The sequence below is a fragment of the Mammaliicoccus sp. B-M6 genome (genome assembly GCF_022386965.1).
GTDB classification, from domain to species: Bacteria; Bacillota; Bacilli; order Staphylococcales; family Staphylococcaceae; genus Mammaliicoccus; species Mammaliicoccus sciuri_A.
The window spans coordinates 84225-107728 of record NZ_JAJNHJ010000005.1 but is presented as its reverse complement, the minus strand read 5'-3'; the positions used below and the strand labels follow the sequence as shown (position 1 = coordinate 107728).

General features: G+C 34.1%; 23 protein-coding genes. 20 read left to right on the top strand and 3 right to left on the bottom strand.

What is annotated here, in order from left to right; translation table 11 throughout:
* Positions 1-263: 263 nt before the first annotated feature.
* A complete protein-coding gene (fdhD, locus tag LQ693_RS03380; RefSeq protein ID WP_103360731.1) occupies positions 264-1058 on the bottom strand; it encodes a formate dehydrogenase accessory sulfurtransferase FdhD in 795 nt (264 codons plus the stop codon).
* A gap of 134 nt (positions 1059-1192) precedes the next feature.
* Between fdhD and LQ693_RS03375 the strand changes: the two genes are divergently transcribed.
* From LQ693_RS03375 to LQ693_RS03310, 14 genes are all read left to right on the top strand, one after another.
* Positions 1193-3553, top strand: coding sequence for an FdhF/YdeP family oxidoreductase (locus LQ693_RS03375; RefSeq protein WP_103360730.1), 2361 nt, complete (start codon positions 1193-1195; stop codon positions 3551-3553).
* A gap of 160 nt (positions 3554-3713) precedes the next feature.
* Entirely contained in the window at positions 3714-4481 is a 768-nt protein-coding gene (gene modA, locus LQ693_RS03370; protein ID WP_119475078.1) for a molybdate ABC transporter substrate-binding protein, read from the top strand.
* A gap of 11 nt (positions 4482-4492) precedes the next feature.
* Positions 4493-5161, top strand: a complete 669-nt coding sequence (gene modB, locus LQ693_RS03365) for a molybdate ABC transporter permease subunit (RefSeq protein WP_103360729.1) — start codon at positions 4493-4495, stop codon at positions 5159-5161.
* 6 nt (positions 5162-5167) lie between these two features.
* Positions 5168-5767 (top strand): ATP-binding cassette domain-containing protein, encoded by a 600-nt coding sequence (locus tag LQ693_RS03360; protein WP_103360728.1) that lies wholly within the window; start codon positions 5168-5170, stop codon positions 5765-5767.
* A gap of 201 nt (positions 5768-5968) precedes the next feature.
* Positions 5969-9640 (top strand): nitrate reductase subunit alpha, encoded by a 3672-nt coding sequence (locus LQ693_RS03355; RefSeq protein ID WP_103360727.1) that lies wholly within the window; start codon positions 5969-5971, stop codon positions 9638-9640.
* Positions 9630-11186 carry a nitrate reductase subunit beta gene (gene narH, locus LQ693_RS03350; RefSeq protein WP_103360726.1) on the top strand — a complete coding sequence of 519 codons (1557 nt, stop codon included), beginning with the start codon at positions 9630-9632 and terminating at the stop codon, positions 11184-11186. Before LQ693_RS03355 ends, narH begins: the two co-directional genes overlap by 11 nt.
* Entirely contained in the window at positions 11179-11754 is a 576-nt protein-coding gene (gene narJ / locus LQ693_RS03345) for a nitrate reductase molybdenum cofactor assembly chaperone (protein WP_025906824.1), read from the top strand. The genes narH and narJ overlap by 8 nt, the downstream gene beginning before the upstream one ends.
* Positions 11747-12427 carry a respiratory nitrate reductase subunit gamma gene (narI, locus tag LQ693_RS03340; RefSeq protein ID WP_103360725.1) on the top strand — a complete coding sequence of 227 codons (681 nt, stop codon included), beginning with the start codon at positions 11747-11749 and terminating at the stop codon, positions 12425-12427. The genes narJ and narI overlap by 8 nt, the downstream gene beginning before the upstream one ends.
* A gap of 29 nt (positions 12428-12456) precedes the next feature.
* Positions 12457-12900 (top strand): nitrate respiration regulation accessory nitrate sensor NreA, encoded by a 444-nt coding sequence (nreA, locus tag LQ693_RS03335; RefSeq protein WP_103360724.1) that lies wholly within the window; start codon positions 12457-12459, stop codon positions 12898-12900.
* Positions 12897-13931: a sensor histidine kinase gene (locus LQ693_RS03330; protein WP_103360723.1), complete on the top strand. Its 1035-nt coding sequence runs from the start codon at positions 12897-12899 to the stop codon at positions 13929-13931. The genes nreA and LQ693_RS03330 overlap by 4 nt, the downstream gene beginning before the upstream one ends.
* A 16-nt stretch (positions 13932-13947) precedes the next feature.
* Positions 13948-14601 carry a nitrate respiration regulation response regulator NreC gene (gene nreC, locus LQ693_RS03325; protein WP_025906820.1) on the top strand — a complete coding sequence of 218 codons (654 nt, stop codon included), beginning with the start codon at positions 13948-13950 and terminating at the stop codon, positions 14599-14601.
* Between the two features lie 204 nt (positions 14602-14805).
* Entirely contained in the window at positions 14806-15966 is a 1161-nt protein-coding gene (locus LQ693_RS03320; protein WP_103360722.1) for a nitrate/nitrite transporter, read from the top strand.
* Between the two features lie 121 nt (positions 15967-16087).
* On the top strand, positions 16088-17089 hold the full coding sequence (locus tag LQ693_RS03315) for a ThiF family adenylyltransferase (protein ID WP_103360721.1): 1002 nt from the start codon (positions 16088-16090) through the stop codon (positions 17087-17089).
* 11 nt (positions 17090-17100) lie between these two features.
* Positions 17101-17601, top strand: a complete 501-nt coding sequence (locus tag LQ693_RS03310) for a MogA/MoaB family molybdenum cofactor biosynthesis protein (RefSeq protein WP_037560270.1) — start codon at positions 17101-17103, stop codon at positions 17599-17601.
* Here LQ693_RS03310 and moaC read toward each other — a convergent pair whose 3' ends face one another.
* Positions 17602-18081 carry a cyclic pyranopterin monophosphate synthase MoaC gene (gene moaC / locus LQ693_RS03305; RefSeq protein ID WP_103360720.1) on the bottom strand — a complete coding sequence of 160 codons (480 nt, stop codon included), beginning with the start codon at positions 18079-18081 and terminating at the stop codon, positions 17602-17604.
* A 67-nt stretch (positions 18082-18148) separates the two neighbouring features.
* Between moaC and LQ693_RS03300 the strand changes: the two genes are divergently transcribed.
* Genes LQ693_RS03300 through moaA form a run of 6 tightly spaced genes read left to right on the top strand, consistent with a single transcriptional unit; the run spans position 18149 to position 22203 of the window.
* Positions 18149-19408, top strand: coding sequence for a molybdopterin molybdotransferase MoeA (locus LQ693_RS03300; RefSeq protein WP_103360719.1), 1260 nt, complete (start codon positions 18149-18151; stop codon positions 19406-19408).
* Positions 19405-19863, top strand: coding sequence for a molybdopterin-guanine dinucleotide biosynthesis protein B (gene mobB, locus LQ693_RS03295; RefSeq protein ID WP_025906814.1), 459 nt, complete (start codon positions 19405-19407; stop codon positions 19861-19863). Before LQ693_RS03300 ends, mobB begins: the two co-directional genes overlap by 4 nt.
* Positions 19864-19871: 8 nt before the next feature.
* A complete protein-coding gene (locus LQ693_RS03290) occupies positions 19872-20321 on the top strand; it encodes a molybdenum cofactor biosynthesis protein MoaE (protein WP_025906813.1) in 450 nt (149 codons plus the stop codon).
* A complete protein-coding gene (gene moaD, locus LQ693_RS03285) occupies positions 20321-20554 on the top strand; it encodes a molybdopterin converting factor subunit 1 (RefSeq protein WP_119494612.1) in 234 nt (77 codons plus the stop codon). The genes LQ693_RS03290 and moaD overlap by 1 nt, the downstream gene beginning before the upstream one ends.
* 7 nt (positions 20555-20561) lie before the next feature.
* Positions 20562-21152, top strand: coding sequence for a molybdenum cofactor guanylyltransferase MobA (mobA, locus tag LQ693_RS03280; RefSeq protein ID WP_107565184.1), 591 nt, complete (start codon positions 20562-20564; stop codon positions 21150-21152).
* Between the two features lie 28 nt (positions 21153-21180).
* Positions 21181-22203, top strand: a complete 1023-nt coding sequence (moaA, locus tag LQ693_RS03275; RefSeq protein ID WP_103360716.1) for a GTP 3',8-cyclase MoaA — start codon at positions 21181-21183, stop codon at positions 22201-22203.
* Between the two features lie 220 nt (positions 22204-22423).
* Here moaA and LQ693_RS03270 read toward each other — a convergent pair whose 3' ends face one another.
* Positions 22424-23464, bottom strand: coding sequence for an SDR family oxidoreductase (locus LQ693_RS03270; protein WP_103360715.1), 1041 nt, complete (start codon positions 23462-23464; stop codon positions 22424-22426).
* Positions 23465-23504: the final 40 nt, after the last annotated feature.

The following is a 23504-nucleotide window of genomic DNA, read 5'->3' as shown; positions in this document are numbered from 1 at the left end:
ATATTGGTCACGTTTATTCTCGGATTTATTTAACATAGAATCAACTCCTAAATAAAATTTCAACTATATTATAAAATGGATTGTTAATTTTCGGTATTTTTTTAGCGCTGACTCCTGCGGGAACAGCATGATTCGAAGACTACAGGCTGAGAACATGCCCGCGAAAAGCATGCGCATAAAAAAATGCCGGCAAAGTCTAAGACTTTGTCGACACTCTGAAACAGGTTGAGACAGCAATGCTGTCTCAACCTGTTTATTTATTATTATGATTGGTTTTGTATTCTATAAGCGTGGCTATATACATTAAAGCTGCCATCTCTTATAAAGCCAACTGCCGTTATATTTAAATCATGTGCTAATCCGATTGCTAAGTTAGTTGGTGCTGATTTAGACAAGATGATGCCGACACCAATTTTAGATGCTTTGATTAATATTTCCGAGGAAATTCTTCCACTGAAGATGAGTGCTTTATTTCTGATTGTAATGTCATGTTCTATACAATAGCCATATAATTTGTCTAGTGCGTTATGTCTACCTATATCGGATCGATGTAAATAGAAGCCATCTCCATCACTTATGGCAGCATTATGCAAACCGCCTGTTTCTTTGAAAATTTTACTTTCTTCATGTAGTTTATCCATCATAGTTATGATTTGTTGAGGTGTAATGTTTATTCTAGATTGTGACACTTTAGCTGTTACGGCATCGTTATTAAAATAGAAAGCTCTACTTTTACCACAACACGAAGAAATCATGCGTTGTGTATTCTTTTTGAAATTGACATCAATCTCTTTAGTGAGTTCTACATGTGCAAAACCTTTAGAATCGTCTATTGAAATAGATTTAATTTCAGGTTTCTTCTTAATAACACCTTCAGATGCAATAAAGCCGAGCACGAGTTCTTCTAAATCTTTAGGTGAACAAACGATTGTTGCAAACTCTTCTCCGTTTATAATAATCGTAATAGGAAATTCTGTTACGTAGCTATCCGTTGTCTCAATAAATTGATCATTTTTGTATTTTAATATTGGCAGATTGTAAGTCATATTTTGCTTCATAATGATTCCCCATTTAAATAATTGTTTAATAGTTTTATTTTACTTTGTAAACTACCAATAATAAAGTGAAAGCACTTTCAAAATATATTGTGATTTCATATAATAAATGTAAGTGAAATCATGGAGGGGTAAATATGGGTAAGACTAAACATCAAGGTCCTATGAAGAAAGATTTAAAGCCAGCACCAGAATTTTGGGTAAGTCCAATACCTTTTGGACTAGGTAAGGTAAAGCCTAAACATATAAGAGATACAATGAAAATTGTTTGGGATAATAAAGATAATTTAAATTACGCTAAAAATATTATCACTAAAGGTGTCTGTGATGGGTGTGCATTAGGTGTATCTGGATTAAGCGATCAAACTTTAACCGGTCCTCACATGTGTACAACACGATTTAATGTTTTAAGACTCAATACAATGCCAGAAATAAAACCAGAAATTTTACATCAAGATATAGATGAATTGAGAAAATATAATAGCACAGAATTAAGGCAATTAGGTCGTATTCCTTATCCAATGATGAGACGAAAAGGTGATCGTAAGTTTATACGTATTTCATGGGAAGAAGCGATGCAAACAATAGCACAAAAAATGAAATCATTGAATCCGAGAAATTATGCATTTTATTTAACTTCAAGAGGGATTACGAATGAATCATACTATGTTGCAAGTAAAGTCGCGAGATATTTAGGTGCTAACAATATCGATAATGCTTCTAGAATATGTCATTCACCTAGTAAAACAGCGATGAAACGTTCAGTAGGTGTTGGTGCTTCAACGGCGAATTACCAAGACTGGATAGGTACGAATGTGTTGCTTTTTTGGGGAAGTGTAGCTTCTAATGCTTCGCCTGTTTCAACTAAATATATGCTTGAAGCAAAGAAAAAAGGAACAAAAATCATCGTTATCAATCCATATAAAGAACCGGCAATGGATAAATATTGGATTCCATCTGTGGCAGAATCAGCATTATTTGGTACGAATGTTGCAGACGAATTCTACCAAGTTAATATCGGTGGTGACATTGCATTTATGCACGGTATTATGAAACACTGGTTTGAAATGGAAGAACAAGCATACGGTTCTGCAATTAACCATAAGTTTGTTGAGGAACATGTTACAAACTATGAAGAACTTAAAGAAACAGTCGAGAAGCAGTCTTGGGAAGAGATTGAACAATCAAGTGGTATTTCTAAAGATCAAATTTACAAATTAGCACTAGAACTTGCCAATGCCCAAAATGCTGTATTTGCCTGGGCGCTAGGACTAACGATGCATGAGTTTGCGACGGATAATATTTCTCAAGTATGTAATTTAGCATTATTAAGAGGTTTCTTAGGTAGAAAGCATAGTGGTCTAATGCCGTTTAGAGGACATTCTAGTGTGCAAGGTACTGGAGAAATGGGCTGTGATCCATTTGTATTACCAGGCGGTGCTTTTGATGGAGAAAATAAAAAGCGTATTGAGAAGTTATGGGGATTTGATATTGCGGATTGGCAAGGTGATACGGTTGGTGTAACGTTAGAAAATATTATGTTACCAGATGATCATGAGCGTAAAATTAAATGCTATTACATGTCCGGTGGGAATTTCTTAGAAACAATGCCTGACCCAACATTTATACAAAAAGCTTTAGAAAATCTAGAACTTAGAGTACATCAAGATATTATTTTGAATACGTCTACTTTAGTTGATGCGAAAGAAACGGTTATTGTTTTACCTGCGAAGACACGATATGAGCAAGATGGTGGTGGCACGTCTACTTCGACAGAACGCATGGTTTACTATTCACCAGTAATTGAAGGAAATCAAAATAGAATAAAAGAAGCAAGATCAGAGTGGCAAATATATATTGATTTAGCTAAGCGTGTTAAACCTGAACAAGCACATTTAATTGACTTTAAAGATGGTCAGTCTATAAGAGAAGAGATTGCTAAAGCAAATCCGGATTATGATGGTATCCAACATTTAAGAAATCAAGGAGATGTCTTCCAGTGGGGTGGTGCTTGGCTATGTGAAGATGGTATTTGTCCAACTGAAGATGGTAAAGGTCATTTAATCAGTGTAGACATTCCAGACTTAAACAGACAACCTGATGATTTCATGTTGACGACAAGAAGAGGTAAACAATTTAACTCAATGGTATATGGCGATTATGAATCCTTTAACCATGGTGGAAGATATGATGTATTAATGAACAAAGAAGATGCTGATAGATTAAGCATTGCTGAAGGTGAAGGTGTTGTATTGCATAATGGTTTCGGCGTATTCCAAGGTGTCGCTAAATATGTAGATATTTTAAAAGGAAACATTGAAGTCTATTTCCCTGAAGGCAACTATTTATTACCTAGAGGTAGATACGAGAAGTACGCTAAGATTCCTGATTACAACATAACAGTCAAAGTAGAAAAAGCGGACAGATTTAACGCTAAAAAAGATAGAGACTATTATGAAAAACCAATTAAAGATTTAGAAGAAATACCGATGCAATAATAGATAGGGAGTATCCTCAACTAAATAAGGATATTCCCTATCATTACATATTTCACTATACTTTAAGAATAATTTGTGAAAAATGTACTTGAGCCTTACAATAGTATAAATAAAGGTGTAAATTAAGTTTGTACATATCTAAAAAGGAAGGAAAGAAGTCATGAAAAGATTTTTAACATTAGTCTTTGCTTTGTTACTTGTATTAGCTGGTTGTAGCACAGAATCTAACCAAGATAAAGCTAAAAAAGAAACTGAAAGTAAGACGTTAACAGTATCAGCAGCAGCGAGTTTGACAGATGTTTCTAAAGCACTAGAAAAAGAATTTAAGAAGAAGCATCCGAATACGAATATTAAATTCAATTACGGTGGTTCAGGTAGTTTACGTAAACAAGTAGAAGCTGGTGCAGATGTAGACGTATTAATGTCTGCAAACACTTCTGATGTTGATAAATTACAAGATAGTAAAAAAGTTAAAGAAGTTTATGATTACGCTAAAAATAAATTAATTATCATTAAATACGAAAACTCTAGCATCAAAAATATTAAAGATGTTAGTTCGCCTAACAAAGTCGCAATTGGTGAAGAAAAAAGTGTACCAGCAGGTCGTTACGCTGTAGAATATTTGAAAAAAGAAAATCTATATAACGGCATGACAAGTACATTTGTTTTCGCAAAAGATGTTAAACAAGTATTAAACTATGTTCAAAAAGAAAATGCAGAAGCAGGATTTGTATACGCAACAGATATGTATAAAGGTAAAGATAAAAAAGTCGATAACGTCGTTAAATTAGCGGATGCACCTTTAGATCATCCAATTACTTATAGAGCTGGTCTTGTTACTGACAAGAAAGAAGCTAAAGAATGGTTTGAATTCTTAAAATCAAAAGAAGCTAAAGAAATTCTTAAAGAATATCACTTTGAAGGATAGGAGATAAAGCTATGCCAGACATAACACCACTATGGATATCAATTAAAGTAACAACTATCAGTACTATCATTGTTTGTATCCTAGGTATTATTCTGGCAAAGCTGATGCTCAATTATAAAGGCAAATTAAGACCTGTAGTTGAGAGCATTATTATGATACCGATTGTATTACCACCGACAGTTATGGGTTTTATACTCCTTATTGTCTTTGGTAAGAATAAGTTTTTCGGTCAATTTTTATCGGATGTATTGCATATCAATGTGATTTTTACGTGGGTAGGTGCAGTAATAGCAGCGATTATTGTAAGTTTACCGCTTATGTATCAACATGTAATGAATGGATTTCAATCTATTAATCCAAAGATGCTTAACTCAGCAAGAACGATGGGCGCTAGTGAAGGTAAAATTTTTAGAACTATTATTTTACCGTTATCTAAACGTTCCATTTTCTCTGGTGTTGTAATGAGTTTTGCTAGAGGATTAGGAGAATTTGGTGCAACGCTCATGATTGCTGGCTATATTCCTGGTTTAACGAACACATTGCCATTAGAAATTTATTTCTTAGTGCAAGCAGGTGAGGAACACAAAGCGTGGTTATGGGTTATTGTACTCATCGCATTTGCAATTTGTGTGATAAGCTCGCTTAATATATTAAATCAAAAGAATCATAAATGGGAGTAGATATGGATGATTGATATATCAATTAAAAAGTTAATTAAAGACAGAATGATATCATTAAATATCCAAGCTGACACTCCGAAAATTTATGCCATCGTTGGGCGATCAGGTATAGGTAAATCCACATTATTAAACATTATTGCAGGTCTTATTGAAGCGGAAACTTGCAGAATAGAAATTAATCAAAAAGTGCTCAGTGATCAAAAGCATGTGATTAAAGTGCAAGATAGAAATATTGGCTATCTGTTTCAAGATTATCAACTTTTTCCGCATAAGACAGTTCATGAAAATATTCATTACATGATTGAGCCTAATAAAGAGACAGAGCAATTGATTAAACATTTACGTATAGAAAATTGTTTAAATCAATATCCATCTACGTTATCTGGTGGAGAGTCACAAAGAGTTGCATTATGTAGAGTATTAAGTGTTAAACCTAACTTATTACTTTTAGATGAACCATTTTCAAGTTTAGATGATGAAACAAAAGACGAAGGTATGGCATTAGTAAAGTCCATTTTCAAGACTTGGCAAATACCGATCATACTTGTCTCTCATTCTAAAAAAGAAGTTCAAATTTTAGCAGATGAAGTTATCGAAATTAGTTAACAGTTCATTGTAAGGTGAAAAATAAATAATATGTCTGAAGCCTCAAACAAAGATAAACACTTTGTTTGAGGCTTTTTTGTGCAAATAAAAGAATGTAGGGAATTCGTCATGTTGTATAGGTAATCCCCTAATACATAAACATTGTGAAAAAAATTACAATTGATATAGATAATTAAGGGCAAATAATAGGAGGTTCTAACTATGTCTAAGTTAGGTTTGAAATTCTTTAAGCCAACCGAAAAATTTAATGGAAATTGGTCTATATTAGAAGAAAAAAGTAGAGAATGGGAGAAAATGTACAGAGAAAGATGGAGTCACGATAAAGTTGTCAGAACGACTCATGGTGTGAACTGTACAGGTTCTTGTTCATGGAAAGTATTCGTGAAAAATGGTGTGATTACATGGGAAAATCAACAAATTGATTATCCTTCTTGTGGACCTGATATGCCTGAGTTTGAACCTAGAGGATGTCCGCGTGGTGCTTCATTTTCATGGTATGAATATAGTCCATTACGTGTGAAATTCCCTTATGTTAGAGGTAAGTTATGGAAACTTTGGAAAGCTGCATTAAGCGAATTTGGAGATCCTGTTGTCGCTTGGGCATCTATTGTTGAAGATGAGCAGAAAGCTGAAATTTATAAAAGTGCGCGCGGTAAAGGTGGACACGTTCGCGTAAATTGGAGAGATGTGACACAACTCATCGCAGCACAAATTATATATACTGTGAAAAAATATGGTCCAGATAGAATTGCTGGATTTACACCTATACCGGCTATGTCCATGATTAGCTATGCTTCAGGTGCGCGTTTTATATCGTTATTAGGTGGGGAAATGCTTAGTTTTTATGATTGGTATGCTGACTTACCACCGGCTTCACCACAAATTTGGGGTGAACAAACGGATGTTCCTGAATCAAGTGATTGGTATAACGCCGGTTATATTATTATGTGGGGATCAAATGTACCTTTAACACGTACACCAGATGCGCATTTTATGACAGAAGTTAGATACAAAGGTACTAAAGTTGTTTCTGTCGCACCAGACTATGCTGAAAATGTGAAATTTGCTGATAACTGGTTAGCACCAAATCCTGGTACTGATGCAGCATTAGCACAAGCTATGACACATGTCATTCTTCAAGAATATTATGAAGATAAGCAAGAAGAGATGTTTATCAACTATGCAAAACAATACACGGATATGCCTTTTATCATACAACTTGATAAACATGGAGAAGGCTATAAAGCAGGTCGTTTCTTAAGATCTAGTGATTTAGGTATGGAGACAGAACGTGCAGAGTGGAAGCCTGTTGTATTCGATCAAAATAGTAAACAACTTGTCATACCTAATGGAACAATGGGACAAAGATATGAAGAAGGCGTTAAATGGAATTTAAATTTAGTTGGTGAAGATGGGAAAGAAATAGATCCAGCTCTATCTTTTAAAGACCATGAATCAAAAGTGATAACAATTCAATTTCCGTATTTTGATAATGATGGAAATGGTATTTTTGAAAGACCTATTATCGTTAAAGAAATCGAAAATAAAGACGGAGAAACAATTTATATCGTGACAATATATGACTTAATGACAAGTCAATATGGCGTAAGAAGATTAAATCATCCACTTGAAGCATCAAGTTATGAAGATGAAAATTCAATGTATTCGCCTAAATGGCAAGAAAAAGTAACAGGTGTTAAATCTTCTATTGTGACGCAAGTGGCAAGAGAATTTGCTCAAAATGCAGTTGATACAAATGGTCGCTCAATGATTATTATGGGGGCAGGTATCAATCACTGGTTTAACTCTGATACAATTTACCGCTCTATATTAAACCTTGTTATATTATGCGGATGCCAAGGTGTAAATGGTGGCGGATGGGCGCATTACGTTGGTCAAGAAAAATGTCGTCCGATAGAAGGTTGGTCAACGATTGCTTTTGCGAAGGATTGGCAAGGACCACCTCGACTTCAAAATGCTACAAGTTGGTTCTACTTTGCAACGGATCAGTGGAAATATGAAGAGTCTGGTGTTGATAAATTACAGTCACCATTATCTAATGAATTAAAACATCAACATCCAGCTGATTATAACGTATTAGCTGCTCGATTAGGATGGCTACCATCATATCCGCAATTTGATTGTAATAGCTTATTGTTTGGTGAAGAAGCAAAAGATGCAGGGGATGACTCAAATGAAGCGATTCTTAAAAGGGCAATTGAATCTGTAAAATCTAAAAAGACTAAATTTGCTATAGAAGATCCAGATGCAAAGAAAAATCATCCAAAAACATTGTTCGTATGGCGTTCAAATTTAATCTCTAGTTCAGCAAAAGGACAAGAGTACTTTATGAAACATTTATTAGGAACTAAATCAGGTCTATTAGCAAACCCTAATGAAACAGATAAACCAGAAGAGATTGTATGGCGAGAAGAAACAACCGGTAAACTAGATTTATTAGTTGCGTTAGATTTTAGAATGACAGCAACACCGTTGTATGCAGATGTCGTATTACCAGCAGCAACGTGGTATGAAAAACATGATATTTCTTCTACTGATATGCATCCATTCATACATCCATTTAACCCTGCAGTTGACCCATTATGGGAATCAAAATCAGACTGGGATATTTATAAAACGTTAGCAAAATCTGTTTCGGATTTAGCGAAGACACATATGAAAGGGACATTTAAAGATGTTGTGACAACGCCTTTAGCACATGATTCTAAACAAGAAATTTCAACACCTTACGGAATTGTTAAAGATTGGTCTAAAGGTGAAATTGAAGCAATACCTGGTAAAACAATGCCTGGTTTCGCAGTTGTAGAAAGGGATTATACAGCTATATACGATAAATATGTATCAGTTGGACCATTATTAGAAAAAGGTAAAGTCGGTGCTCATGGGGTAAGTTTCTCAGTTAAAGAGCAATACGATGAATTGAAGATTATGTTAGATACGTGGGAAGATGACACTGTTAAAAATGGTCTCCCTAGAATGGATACAGCACGTAAAGTAGCAGATGTCATATTGAATGTTTCATCAGCTTCAAATGGTAAAGTCTCACAAAAATCATACGATGACTTAGAAGAACAAACGGGGATGACATTGAAAGATATTTCTGCTGAACGTGCATCAGAAAAAATAACGTTCCAAAATATAACAGCACAACCGAGAGAAGTTATACCGACAGCAGTATTCCCTGGTTCGAATAAATTAGGCAGAAGATATTCGCCATTTACGACAAATATCGAACGTCTTGTACCTTTTAGAACGTTAACAGGTAGACAAAGTTATTATATTGATCATGAAGTATTCTTACAGTTTGGTGAGAACTTACCTATCTATAAACCAACATTGCCGCCAATGGTATTTGGTACGAAAGATAAAAACATAAAAGGCGGCGTAGATACATTAGTATTAAGATATTTAACGCCACATGGTAAGTGGAATATTCATTCAACATACCAAGATAATTTGCATATGTTGACGTTATTTAGAGGTGGTCCAACTGTTTGGATTGCGAAAGAAGACGCAATGGCGAACGACATTAAAGATAATGATTGGTTAGAAGTATATAACAGAAATGGTGTCGTTACAGCAAGAGCAGTTGTATCACATAGAATGCCTAGAGGTACGATGTTTATGTATCACGCACAAGATAAACATATTGAGACACCTGGATCAGAAATTACAGATACTCGTGGTGGTTCACATAACGCACCTACACGTATCCACTTGAAGCCTACACAATTAGTAGGCGGTTATGCACAAATAAGTTATGGCTTTAATTACTATGGGCCAATTGGAAACCAAAGAGATGTATATGTTGCAATAAGAAAAATGAAGGAGGTAGATTGGCTTGAAGATTAAAGCGCAAGTAGCTATGGTTATGAATTTAGATAAATGTATAGGATGCCATACATGTAGTGTCACATGTAAAAGTACATGGACAAATAGACCAGGCGCTGAATATATATGGTTTAATAATGTTGAAACAAAACCTGGTATCGGTTATCCGAAACGTTGGGAAGACCAAGAAACTTATAAAGGTGGTTGGGTACTCAACAAAAAAGGAAAATTAGAATTAAAGTCAGGTAGTAAACTATCTAAAATTGCATTAGGTAAAATTTTCTATAATCCTGATATGCCAGAAATGAAAGATTATTATGAACCGTGGACATATAATTATAAACATTTAACAACAGCTAAAGAAGGTAACCATTCTCCAGTAGCAAAAGCAGAATCTGTTATTTCAGGTAGAAAATTAGATATTAAATGGGGACCGAACTGGGAAGATGATTTAGCGGGTGCTCATGTTACAGGACCTACTGATCCAAACATTCAAAAAATCGAAGAAGAAATTAAATTTAACTTCGACCAAACATTTATGATGTATTTACCAAGACTGTGTGAACATTGCTTAAACCCAAGCTGTGTTGCATCATGTCCATCTGGTGCAATGTATAAAAGAGATGAAGATGGTATTGTACTTGTCGACCAAGATGCATGTCGTGGTTGGAGATACTGTATGACAGGTTGTCCTTATAAGAAAGTATATTTCAACTGGAAAACGAACAAAGCAGAGAAATGTACATTCTGTTTCCCTAGAGTTGAAGCTGGTTTACCAACAGTATGTTCTGAAACATGTACAGGTCGTATGAGATATTTAGGTGTATTACTTTATGATGCTGACAAAGTTCAAGAAGCAGCTTCTGCAGAAAACGAAAAAGACTTATATCAAAAACAACTTGATCTATTTTTAGATCCATTTGATGAAGATATTATTCAACAAGCTGAAAAAGATGGTATTTCACATGATTGGATTGAAGCGGCACAAAATTCACCAGTATATAAACTGGCAATAGAATATAAATTAGCATTTCCTTTACACCCTGAATATCGAACATTGCCAATGGTATGGTATTGTCCACCATTAAGTCCGATTATGAATTACTTTGAAGGTAAAGATTCTATTAGAAATCCAGATATGATTTTCCCAGCAATTGAAGAAATGAGATTACCTGTTCAATATTTAGCGAATATGCTAACAGCAGGTGATACGAAGACGGTTAAAGAAGCATTCCAAAAAATGGCGATGATGCGTAGTTATATGAGAGCTAAATCAAGTGGTAAAGACTTTGATATTTCAAGACTTGAGCGCGTAGGACTCACGGAAAGACAAACGAAATCGATGTATAGATTACTCGCGATTGCTAAGCATGAAGATCGTTTTGTTGTTCCGACATCTCATAAAGAAGGTTACATGGATACTTACAGAGCACAAGGTAGCCAAGGATATGGTGGCGAAATGTTTGGCTCAAATTGTGATGGTTGTGGTGTTCAAGGATTATCAGAGCAAAAATCCGGACAAGAAATATACAATGAGAACTTCTATGGAGGGATTTTCCGTGATTAATTTAGATGCATTATATGAACTTAAAGAAAGCTTTGGTTTCTTTAGTAACCAGTTAACTTATCCAGAAAAGCTAGACTTTCATCCTAAAGCATTTGATAAAGCTTTCGATACGAATCATCCGGCTTATCGTGACATTAAGCAATATTGGGAAAATATGCATGATATTTCATTAGATGATATTCAAGAAGTGTATACAAGAACGTTTGATTTTGAAAAAAAGACGACGTTATATATGACATACAACAAGCTAACAGAACAAAAAGAACGAGGACAAATGCTTGCAAGATTAAAAGTACTTTATGAAATGTTCGGGCTAGAAATGCCTCAAAATGAACTGTCAGATTTTTTACCGCTTATGCTTGAATTCTTATATGCTGCAGAGTGGAGAGGTGACAGTCGTGCACAAGAAAGCTTAACGCTTGTTGTGATGGTCATTGAAGATGGGACATATGGATTGCTTCAAGCTTTAGGTAAACAAAACAGTCCGTATTTTCATCTGATTAAAGCAATTAGAGAAACGTTAAAATCATGTGTAGTAGAGCAAGAGAAGGTGATCAACGGTGATTAATCAATTTATATGGGTTATCTATCCTTATTTATGTATCGCTATTTTTATTATCGGTCATTTATTCAGATTTAAATATGATCAATTTTCATGGACAGCAAAGTCTAGTGAGTTTATTGAGAAGAAACAATTGATGTGGGGAAGTATTTTATTTCACTTAGGTATTATTCCAGTTATATTCGGACATATAGTTGGTTTAGGTGTACCTGCAGAATGGTTGAGTAGTGTCGGCGTTAATGACCATTTATATCATATCGGTGCAGTTTATATTGGAAGTATTTTCGGTATTGTGACATTAGTTGGTATGGTTCTGTTAACAGCTAGAAGAATCACGAAACAAAATGTAAGAAGGTTAAGTTCAGCATCGGACATTATAGTAAATATATTATTGTTAGTGATCGTATTGATGGGTTGTATTTCAACATTATGGACGAACGCGACAACACCAGACTTTGATTATAGACAAACAATTTCTGTTTGGTTTAGAGGCTTATTAATCTTTAAACCAGATGTTGCTTTAATGAATGACGTACCTTTAACATTTAAGACGCATATTATTTTAGGATTTTTAATCACAAGTTTATGGCCATTTACGAGATTAGTACATGTTTGGAGTGTGCCACTTAATTACTTTAGTAGAAGTTACATTATTTACAGAAAACATAAAACGAATTAAACTATAAATAAAAAGTCGAGGTGTTTAAAATGTCTAATGATTTTAATTTTCAGGAACAGTTGGATCTTATTCGTAGTACTTATGGTGTTGATTTTGTCGGATTAGCTATGACTTCTGAAGACGCTGCTCACTTTCATATAAAGTGGCAATATGTATCTGGAAATTTAAATCATAGATATCAAAACATCGTTTTAAGAAGCGGTAGAGGGATAGCAGGAATTGTTATTAAAAGTGGGAAACCTATTGAAATTCGTGACTTAAAAGAAAGCCCATATCATGATCAACTCTTTAACTATCCAATTGTTCAAAGTGAACAATTAACATCATTACTTGCGATTCCATTATGGAAAAAGTATAGAGTTTATGGCGTGCTCTTATTAGGACAGCGAGATGATAAATTATTTCCTGAAATAGATATGAATGATTTTAATCGCTTTGGACCATTTTATGGAAAGGATATGATGAATGCATGAGTTCAGAAGATGCTTCAATATTAATGGATATACTAAAACAATACTATGAAAAAACGAGCGAAATGATTGTGTTTTTAAATAGTAAAGGACAGGTAATTAATATGAATGAAGCTGCCCGAAGAGTAATCTCAGAAGACAATCAATCATCATTGACACATGCCATTTGTAGTAGATGTGAAGGTTATTCAAATGAATATGCAATACAATCATGTAGAGACTGCTTTTTAGAGTCTTCAAAAATTGGCAACACAAGCTTTCAAGTGTTTATGCAGACGAATAGCGGGACTGTTGAACCTTTTACAGCGACTTATCAAACGATTAGTCAAGAAGACGATGTTAAAGTGTATACATTACAAAATGTATCGCCACAAATTGAAAGACAACAGAAATTACATCAACAAACGATGATCCAAAAAACAATATCCGCACAAGAAAACGAGCGTAAAAGAATTTCTAGAGAGTTACACGACGGTGTTGTTCAAGAATTGCTTAATGTCAGTGTTGAACTTAGATTATTGAAATATCAGAATGATATTGACGAATTGAAGCAGCAGTCTCAACATATTGAAACGTTAATGTCTCGATTAATCGATGATATTAGAAACTTATCTTTAGAACTAAGACCTTCATCATTAGATGACCTTGGATTAGACGCAGCTTTTAAGTCATATTTTAAACAGCTTGAGAAAAATTTCGGCTTCCATGTTCACTATCATTATGATTCATCTATTAAACGTTTTAATACGGAGATAGAAACGGTCGTATATAGAATTGTACAAGAAGCGGTGTTTAATGCATTGAAGTATGCTAATGTGGATAGTGTTGATGTACATATGTCTTGTGATGGCAATGAAATAGAAGTTGAAATTGCTGACCAAGGAAATGGCTTTGTATTAGGCAGTCAGCCAAAAGGTTCAGGACTTGGTATATATGGTATGAAGGAACGTGCTGAAATTGTTGGCGGTAAAATCAATATCGAAAGTAAACTTAAAAAAGGTACAAATATTAAATTGAATGTACCAATAGCATAAATGGTGGGTGGTATATATGAAAATCGTAATAGCAGATGATCATGCAGTGGTGAGAACAGGCTTTTCAATGATTTTGAATTATCAAGAAGACATGGAAGTTGTTGCGACAGCTGCAGATGGTATAGAAGCATATCAAATGGTTGCAAAACATTCACCAGATGTATTGATCATGGATTTAAGTATGCCACCTGGCGAATCAGGATTAATCGCAACTGGTAAAATAGCAGAAGACTTTAAGCAAACTAAAATATTAATATTAACAATGTTTGATGATGAAGAATATTTATTTCATGTATTAAGAAGTGGTGCTAAAGGATATATTTTAAAAAATGCACCAGATGAAGAATTGATACATGCTGTAAGAACGATATATAGAGGCGATATGTATATTGATTCTAAAGTTACAAGTTCACTAGTGAATGAACTCTTTAATCATCAAGATAACAATGAGCAAAGTACTTCTGATCCTTTTAAAATATTGTCTCAAAGAGAACTAGAAATCTTACCTTTAATCGCAAAGGGCTATGGTAATAAAGAAATTGCGGAGAAATTATTCGTTTCTGTCAAAACGATTGAAGCACATAAAGCGCGAATTATGGATAAACTTGGTTTAAAATCGCGTCCAGAATTAGTTGAATATGCTATGAAGAAAAAATTATTAGACTTCTAAAACAAAATTGACCTGATAAATTGTGGCCCAAAAGCCTCAGTTTATCAGGTCAATTTATGTTTTTTATCGGATTGAATTTATAAATGAATATAGGGATTTTCCGTGTTTCAATAAGGGGATATCCTTATGTGCGCTTTTTCACAAATAACCTACAATAATATTGGAAAGATTATACATAAAGATTAATTTCGAAGGGTGAAAAACATGAGAAACAACTTAGGAAAAGTTCAACTACCGCTCCAAACCTTTAGTTTAATGGCAGGATTCATGGTTTGGAGTATACTCGCACCTTTAATGCCTTATATTACACAAGATATAAGTGTAGAAGAAGGTCAGAAAGCTATTATTTTAGCAATACCCGTTATTTTAGGATCGATTTTAAGAATACCAATTGGCTACTATACGAACTTATTAGGTTCTAGACTTGTATTTTTAGTGAGTTTTATTATTTTATTGTTTCCAGTATTTTATTTAAGCCAAGCACATTCAACTACAGGATTGATGGTTGCAGGATTCTTTATAGGTCTCGGTGGTGCAATCTTTTCAGTAGGTGTTACTTCTATTCCTAAATATTTTCCAAAAGAAAAGCATGGTTTTGCGAATGGTATTTATGGAATGGGTAATTTAGGGACAGCTGTATCATCATTTTTAGCGCCTCCAATAGCAGGTATTATCGGATGGCAACATACTGTACAACTTTATTTAATCGTATTACTTATCTTCGCAGTATTAATGTTTATCTTTGGAGATAAAGAAGAACCTAAAGTGAAAATTCCAATGATTTCACAAACTAAACAAGTCATCAATAACTATAAACTTTACTATTTTAGTTTCTGGTATTTTATTACGTTTGGTGCATTTGTTGCATTTGGTTTGTTCTTGCCGAACTTTTTAGTGAGTCATTTTGAAATTGATAAAGTAGATGCTGGTATTAGAACAGGTATCTTTATTGCGATTGCAACATTACTAAGACCTATTGGTGGTATGTTAGGAGATAAATTTAATGCTTTAAACGTATTGAAAATATTCTTTATCGGTTTAATAATGGGCGCAATCGTCCTTTCAATATCACATCATCTCATCTTGTTTACAATTGGCTGTTTAACGATAAGTGTTTGTGCAGGTATTGGTAATGGACTTGTATTTAAACTTGTACCAACATACTTCACAAAAGAAGCAGGTGTTGTAAACGGAATCGTATCTATGATGGGTGGTCTCGGCGGATTCTTCCCACCATTAATTATAACGTTAGTAACGAGTTTAACTGGTTCAAATCATTTAGCATTCTTTATGCTTGCTATATTTGGTGTGCTTGCACTCATTACAATGATGCATATGACTAAAATAGAAAGAAAGCATGTTTAGTTGTTTGTCTTTAAAATTAAAAAGGCTGAGGCAATGTGTTGCCTCAGCCTTATAATTAATTGAGGATAAAAGCGTTTAACTCTATAATAGAGTTAAAGAGATTCGTGAAAGGTTGATATAAATGAACGAACGTTATTCTCGTCAAATTTTATTCGATAAAATTGGAGAACAAGGTCAAGAAAGAATTGAACAAGCGAGTGTCACTATTGTAGGCATGGGTGCACTTGGTACTCATGTTGCTGAACAGTTGACTAGATCGGGTATAAAGAGACTCAATATTATTGATCGAGATTATGTTGAATCGTCAAACTTACAAAGACAAACATTATTTATAGAGAATGATATTAAAGAAATGTTGCCTAAAGTTGTAGCAGCAGAAAGACATTTAAAGAAAATTCGTGAAGACATTACAATAAAATCTTATATTGCGCAATGTGATGCAAAGTTATTATACGAAGTTGCGCGTTACTCAAACATTATTATTGATGCGACAGATAATTTTAATACAAGACAAATTATTAATGATTTTGCGTACAAGATGAATATTCCGTGGATATATGGCGCATGCTTAGAATCTACTTATGTTCAAGCGACTTTTGTGCCTAAAGAAACACCTTGCTTCAACTGTGTATTACCACAATTGCCAGTGATTAACAGAACTTGTGACACAGTAGGCGTGATAAATCCTGCAGTAACAATTGCAGCAAGTTTACAAGTTGCAGATGCACTTAAAATATTAGCTGGTTATTCATTTACACCTAGAATTACGTACGGTGACGTTTGGTTCGGTGAACATCAATCATTTGGATTTGAACAAATGAAACGAGACGATTGTGAGACTTGTGGAGCAGAACCAACTTATTCAAAATTATCAAATTCAGACAAACAACTAACTGAATTATGTGGCCGTCATACTGTTCAATATATAAACGAGAAACTTAATCGACCAGCAATTGAAAAGTTTGTTGCTCAAAATGGATTATTGCACCGTTCTAATGCGTATATGATTCAGTATTTATACGATGACCATCGTGTCGTAGCATTTAATAATGGTAGATTATTAATTCATGATTTGGATTCTGTAGAAGAAGGCAGACAGTTTGTTGAGAATATGTTTGGATAGGAGTTAAATCGATGAGTGTAGTTAATAGAATAGATCGTCTTATAAATGTGTCAGTATTAACCGTAAGTGATACGAGAACGAAAGAAACAGATAAAGGTGGACAACTTGTTCAACAATATTTGAAAGATCTCAATGTTGAAATTAAAGAGGGGCATTATCAAATTGTTAAAGATGATGTCACTGAAATTCAAACACAAGTAAATGAGTGGTTAAGTAAAGATGTAGACGCCATTATTACAACTGGCGGTACAGGTATTAGTCAAAGAGATGTGACGATTGAGGCGATTAAACCTTTACTAGATAAAGAAATAGAAGGATTTGGTGAGATATTTAGATATTTAAGTTATACAGAAGATGTAGGTACGAGAGCCATACTTTCTAGAGCCATTGCAGGTACAGTCGGGCATCAAGTTATTATTTCAATACCGGGTTCTACAGGTGCAGTTAAATTAGCAATGGAAAAGCTCATAACTAAAGAATTGAATCATTTAGTACATGAGCTTAATAAATAACTATTGGCGTTTGAAGTCGCCGTTTTTGCCACCAGTCTTATAAGATAAATATGTTTCACCTATAATCATACCTTTATCAACGGCTTTACACATATCATATATTGTTAAAGCTGTAACACTTGCAGCAGTTAAAGCTTCCATTTCTACACCTGTTTGACCTTTCGTCTTAACGGTTGCTGAAATATTTATTGTGTATGGTTCATCTTTATCCCATTCATAAGAAATATCGATGCCTGTTAATTGAAGTGGGTGACACATAGGTATCAATTGGCTTGTATTCTTAGCAGCCATAATGCCAGCAATTTGTGCTGTACCAAGTACATCGCCTTTTTTATTTGTTGCATTTTTTATTTGATCATAGATTGTTTGATTTACTTTAATACTTGAGTTTGCAATTGCGATACGTGTGCTTGTTTCTTTATCTGAGACATCGACCATTTTTGCATGGCCTTGCTCGTTAAAATGTGTAAATTCAGACAAAATCATCATCCTTTCTAAAGATATTATAACATGTAAGTTTAAATAAATTGATAGGGAGTGTAGACAATTGGCAGTTGAAATGAGAACACCTATACCAGTAAAAGAAGCAATTGAACGTGTTATCAAAGTAGTAAAGCAATTAGAGACAGAAACAGTATCAATAAATGAAAGTCTAAACTATATACTTGCTGAAGATATTCAAGCAACTTACGATATTCCTCGATTTGATAAGTCACCTTACGATGGGTTCGCAATTAAAAGTGCTGATTCTAAAGGGGCAACAGGAGAGAATAGAATATCATTTAAAGTTGTAGATCATATCGGTGCTGGAACAGCTTCAAGCGTGAGTTTAAATAGTGGAGAAGCGGTACGTATTATGACTGGCGCCCCTATACCAGAAGGTGCAGATGCAGTTGTAATGTTTGAACAAACGGTGGAAACAGAAACAGGATTTACTATTCGTAAACCATTTACGGAAGGTGAAAATGTTGCGTTTCAAGGCGAAGAATGTAAAGAAAATGAATACGTCTTACATAAAGGACAGCGTATAAATAGTGGTGTTATTGCAGTGTTGGCAACATTTGGTTACCAAACTGTAAAAGTATCCAAAAAGCCAACCGTTGCCGTCATCGCAACAGGTAGCGAGTTAGTAGGACCAAATGATCCATTAGAACCAGGTAAGATTAGAAATTCAAATGGTCCAATGATTGAATCTTTATGTAAAGAAGTTGATATCGAAGCTACTACATATAACATTCAAGAAGATAACTTACAAGGGTGCATTGATATTGTTGAAAAAGCAATGTCACAAGATGATATCGTGATTACAACAGGTGGGGTATCAGTTGGAGACTTTGACTATTTACCGAAAGTGTATGATGCAATTGGTGCAACAGTGCTCTTTAATAAAGTGCAAATGAGACCAGGTAGCGTAACAACGGTTGCTTACAAAGATGAGAAGATGTTGTTTGGTTTATCAGGGAATCCATCAGCTTGTTACTCAGGATTTCATTTGTTTACTAAGCCAACCATTCAAAAAATGATGTCTGCAGATGCTATTTACCCAGTCATTATAGATGCGAAGTTGAATGAAGACTTTAAAAAAGCCAACCCATTTACGAGATTTATTAGAGGTAAATTATCATTCACTTCACAAGGTGTTTATGCTGAACCGTCAGGATTTAATAAATCAAATGCGGTAGTCGCGATTGCTAAAAGTAATGGTATGATTATTTTACCTAGTGGAACTAGAGGCTATCAAAAAGGTGACGATGTAAAAGTTCTATTAACAGACCATCAGTCATATGAAAGTAAATTAACACTATGAAAATTTTACAAATAGTTGGTTATAAAAATAGTGGTAAAACAACATTAATAAATGAATTAATTAAAGAATGCCGCATTCAGCAATTAACAGTATCTACAATTAAACACCATGGGCACGGTGCAGACGAAATTTCTTTAAATCATAAAGAGGTAGACAGTTTAACATTTATAAACAGCGGTGCTAAAGAAAGTATCGTGTTGGGTAAACAATTAATAGAGAGAGTAACGTATGAAGAGAAGTCACTACAGCAAATAATAGATGAAGATTTGTCTGTTGAGCCTGATGTGCTATTAATTGAAGGATTTAAGCATGATCATTTTCCAAAAGTACTTTTGACGAAGCAATCTGAAGATTTAGCACAAACATTACACAATATTGTATATCAGTTTGATGCGTTTAAACTTGAAGAAAAGAAAGACTTTATAGTTTGGTTTGAAAATTGGTTGAAAAAGTAGGTGTAGAAGTGAAACAATTTGAAATCGTCAATGATCCAATAAATCCTGAGCAATACAGAAACTGGACACTCAATGAAAAACAAGGAGCAGTTGTTGTCTTTACAGGACATGTTAGAGAATGGACAAAAGGCATTAAAACCGAGTACTTAGCTTATGAGGCATACATCCCAATGGCGGAGAAGAAATTAGCTCAAATAGGTGATGAAATTAAAGAAAAATGGCCAGGTACAATAGTTGCAATTGCACATAGAATTGGTGAATTACAAATTTCAGATATAGCTGTTGTTATCAGTGTATCTTCACCGCATAGACAAGATGCTTATAAAGCGAATGAATATGCGATTGAAAGGATTAAAGAAATCGTACCAATCTGGAAAAAAGAAATATGGGAAGATGGGGAAGAATGGCAAGGCAGTCAAAAACAATACCATTCTTCTATTCAAATGGAGGGTGAATAATGAAAGTATTGTATTTTGCTCATTTAAAAGAAATAATAAACATAAATGAAGAGCAAATAACTCTTAACCAAGACTACTCTGTGTTAAACTTTAAGCAATATTTAGTTGAGAAGCATCCAGAGTTAAAGGATGAAACTTTTCAAGTTGCTGTAAATGAGGAATTTGTGCAAGAATTAAGTGTTATAACAGACCAAGATGTTGTTGCATTGATTCCACCAGTTAGTGGAGGGTAAAGAGAAAATGATAGCAATAGTTCTAGCTGGCGGTAAGTCCAGTAGATTCGGTTCACCAAAAGCGTTAGCGACAATTAATGGAGAAGTATTTTATGAAAAAATCATTCAAACTTTAAATCAAACGAATTTATTTGAAAAAGTTGTGATTAGTACGAGTGAAGAATTGAAAGATTCATTCAATCACCATGATGTTGTCGTAGATTTATCAAAGTACAAAAATAATGGTCCTTTAGGTGGGATTTATAGCGTTATGCAAAAACATGATTCGGAATGTTATTTTGTGATTGCATGCGATACACCTAAAATTACCGAAAAAGCGATTAGTCATTTATATCAATTTTTTATTTCGCGTGTAATGGAAGAACAGCTAGACATTGCTGGATACGAAGCAAATGCTAAAAAAATGCCGACGTTAGCATTTTATAGTCATCGTGTTGAAGCGGACATTAAAGAAGCGTTAGGCCATGAAGCTTTTAGAATGAAAGATATATATGAAAAGAAACCTTCACAATGGTTAGATGTATCAAATGTGAAAGATTCAACTAATTGGTACCAAAATATAAATTACATTGAAGATTTAGAAAAAGCCGAGTCTTAACGATTGTATAGGTAGAGGGGGCGTTACGATGCATCAACCTATCAAAGATAAATTAGGAAGACCAATTAGAGATTTAAGAATATCCGTTACCGACCGATGTAATTTTCGTTGTGATTACTGTATGCCAAAAGAAATTTTTGGAGATGATTACGTCTTCTTACCTAAAGAAGAATTATTGAGTTTTGAAGAAATTACGAGATTATCTAAGTTATACAGCTCACTTGGTGTAAAGAAAATTAGAATTACAGGCGGAGAACCGCTTCTAAGACGAAATCTATATGAGCTTGTAGAAGCTTTGAACAAAATAGAAGGTATAGAAGACATCGGACTAACGACAAATGGTATGTTGTTAAAAAAACATGGATTAAATTTATACAATGCAGGACTACGAAGAGTGAATGTAAGTATAGATGCAATGGATGATGAATTATTTAAATCGATTAATAATCGTCAAATATCCGCTTCTCAAATACTCGATCAAATAGATTATGCAGTAAGCATAGGTTTAAAAGTTAAAGTGAATGTCGTGATCCAAAAAGGGGTGAACGACCAAGAAATATTACCACTTGTTGAGCATTTTAAAGAGAAAAACATTATCGTAAGATTTATAGAATTTATGGATGTAGGTAATGATAACGGGTGGAATTTTGATAAAGTCGTCACTAAGAAAGAAATGTTAAAAATCATTTCTTCTGCCTATGATGTAGAACCAGTGGACGCCAATTATTTTGGAGAAGTTGCAACATACTATCGCCATAAAGATAACGGCGCACAATTTGGTTTGATCACGAGTGTATCAGCATCATTTTGTTCATCATGTACACGAGCAAGAATTTCATCTGACGGTAAATTTTATGGTTGCTTATTCGCTGAAAAGAATGGATATGATATAAAATCAGAGCTAAGAAGCGGTAAGACAGACGAAGAATTATTAAGCACATTAAAGTATTTATGGAATATAAGAGATGACAGATACTCAGATGAACGAACAGCAGCTACAGTAGCAAGACGAAAGAAAAATAAAATTAATATGAACTATATAGGTGGTTAAATTAGAAATTAGGGACAGAATTCTGAGAAATGTCCGTAAGAGGCGTCGTTAGTGACAGAATTCCGAGAAATGTCTCTAAGTGAGCGCATATCTAATTACCACAATTCAGAATAATGGAAGTTACAGCATTCTAACTACCACAATTCGAAATAATGGAAGTTAGCACATTCTAATATATCTAAAAACAAGCTAGGACAATCTCATTGTCCTAGCTTGCTTATTATTTCATAAAATATTTTCCGATAATCATATCTAACGTTTCTTTTGAAAGTACGAGTGTTTGTTCGTTTGCTTTTTTGAGCATTTCTCCCGTATTCTCATCATTAAATTTGATAGATTTAGAGAAGTAAGGTGCAAATACATCGATAAAACTATTCAGCACTCTTTCTTCATCTGTTATTGTGTTTATCTCACTCATTGGTGCAACTTCTAATTGATGGAAGTTTAAGTGTTTCTTGATTGTTTCAAATATAAAGTGATTTGATGGTGGGTTCTGATTGGTTGCATGATAAATCTTATGATTTTCTGCATAATCACATGCCACTGTGAGTACTTGTACAACATAATCAACGGGTACGAAATTTGACGTATGACTTGCATCTCCAAATAGTCTATATATTGAATGATCTTTCTTTTTTTCTACACGTCTTTTGAAGACTTTTAATGCTTTCATAAAGCCATACAGCGTAAAGTTTGAATCTGCTTCTCCTGTTACGGAATCGCCTATTATAATTGCTGGACGTATGATTGATGTTGCCATTGTTTTTCTTTGCATCACGATATGTTCAGCTTTAATTTTAGTCGCTTCATAAGGATTATTTGTAGGTGAATCGATTGAATGAAGTACTTCGTTACCGCGTTCTTGTTCACCAACCGTATAGGCTGTTGAGACATATAAAAAATGCTTTGATTGTATTTGTTCTGCTAAGTCCAAAGCATGTTGTGTACCGATATAATTGATTTGATAAAGATCATCTGCAAGTTCGAAATTAAATTTGACGAGTGCAGCTAAATGATAAAATTTATCTATTTGAGGTATCGTTTCAATATCACTTTCAGATACACCACATAATGTTTCTGTAATGTCACCATTAATAAAGTGAATTCTTGAATGATACGATGGATTTAATTTATTGAGCAATTGATCTTTCTTCTGCTCACTCCTGTATAATACATAAAATTGCTTTTGTGCATCTTTTGCAAGTGATTGTATTAACTCTGCACCTACAAATCCCGTAGCACCTGTTAAAAAAATGTTCATGTTTCCACTCCGATTCTAAGTTTCTGAATATATTTTGAAG

Excerpts from the sequence above, each read along its gene's own strand:
- moaA (WP_103360716.1), top strand. The coding sequence starts at position 21,181 with ATGCATCAACCTATCAAAGATAAATTAGGAAGACCAATTAGAGATTTA.
- LQ693_RS03375 (WP_103360730.1), top strand. The coding sequence starts at position 1,193 with ATGGGTAAGACTAAACATCAAGGTCCTATGAAGAAAGATTTAAAGCCA.
- LQ693_RS03355 (WP_103360727.1), top strand. The coding sequence starts at position 5,969 with ATGTCTAAGTTAGGTTTGAAATTCTTTAAGCCAACCGAAAAATTTAAT.
- LQ693_RS03320 (WP_103360722.1), top strand. The coding sequence starts at position 14,806 with ATGAGAAACAACTTAGGAAAAGTTCAACTACCGCTCCAAACCTTTAGT.
- nreC (WP_025906820.1), top strand. The coding sequence starts at position 13,948 with ATGAAAATCGTAATAGCAGATGATCATGCAGTGGTGAGAACAGGCTTT.
- modA (WP_119475078.1), top strand. The coding sequence starts at position 3,714 with ATGAAAAGATTTTTAACATTAGTCTTTGCTTTGTTACTTGTATTAGCT.
- modB (WP_103360729.1), top strand. The coding sequence starts at position 4,493 with ATGCCAGACATAACACCACTATGGATATCAATTAAAGTAACAACTATC.
- LQ693_RS03315 (WP_103360721.1), top strand. The coding sequence starts at position 16,088 with ATGAACGAACGTTATTCTCGTCAAATTTTATTCGATAAAATTGGAGAA.
- LQ693_RS03270 (WP_103360715.1), bottom strand. The coding sequence starts at position 23,464 with ATGAACATTTTTTTAACAGGTGCTACGGGATTTGTAGGTGCAGAGTTA.
- LQ693_RS03360 (WP_103360728.1), top strand. The coding sequence starts at position 5,168 with ATGATTGATATATCAATTAAAAAGTTAATTAAAGACAGAATGATATCA.
- LQ693_RS03310 (WP_037560270.1), top strand. The coding sequence starts at position 17,101 with ATGAGTGTAGTTAATAGAATAGATCGTCTTATAAATGTGTCAGTATTA.
- moaD (WP_119494612.1), top strand. The coding sequence starts at position 20,321 with ATGAAAGTATTGTATTTTGCTCATTTAAAAGAAATAATAAACATAAAT.
- LQ693_RS03330 (WP_103360723.1), top strand. The coding sequence starts at position 12,897 with ATGAGTTCAGAAGATGCTTCAATATTAATGGATATACTAAAACAATAC.
- nreA (WP_103360724.1), top strand. The coding sequence starts at position 12,457 with ATGTCTAATGATTTTAATTTTCAGGAACAGTTGGATCTTATTCGTAGT.
- mobA (WP_107565184.1), top strand. The coding sequence starts at position 20,562 with ATGATAGCAATAGTTCTAGCTGGCGGTAAGTCCAGTAGATTCGGTTCA.
- fdhD (WP_103360731.1), bottom strand. The coding sequence starts at position 1,058 with ATGAAGCAAAATATGACTTACAATCTGCCAATATTAAAATACAAAAAT.
- mobB (WP_025906814.1), top strand. The coding sequence starts at position 19,405 with ATGAAAATTTTACAAATAGTTGGTTATAAAAATAGTGGTAAAACAACA.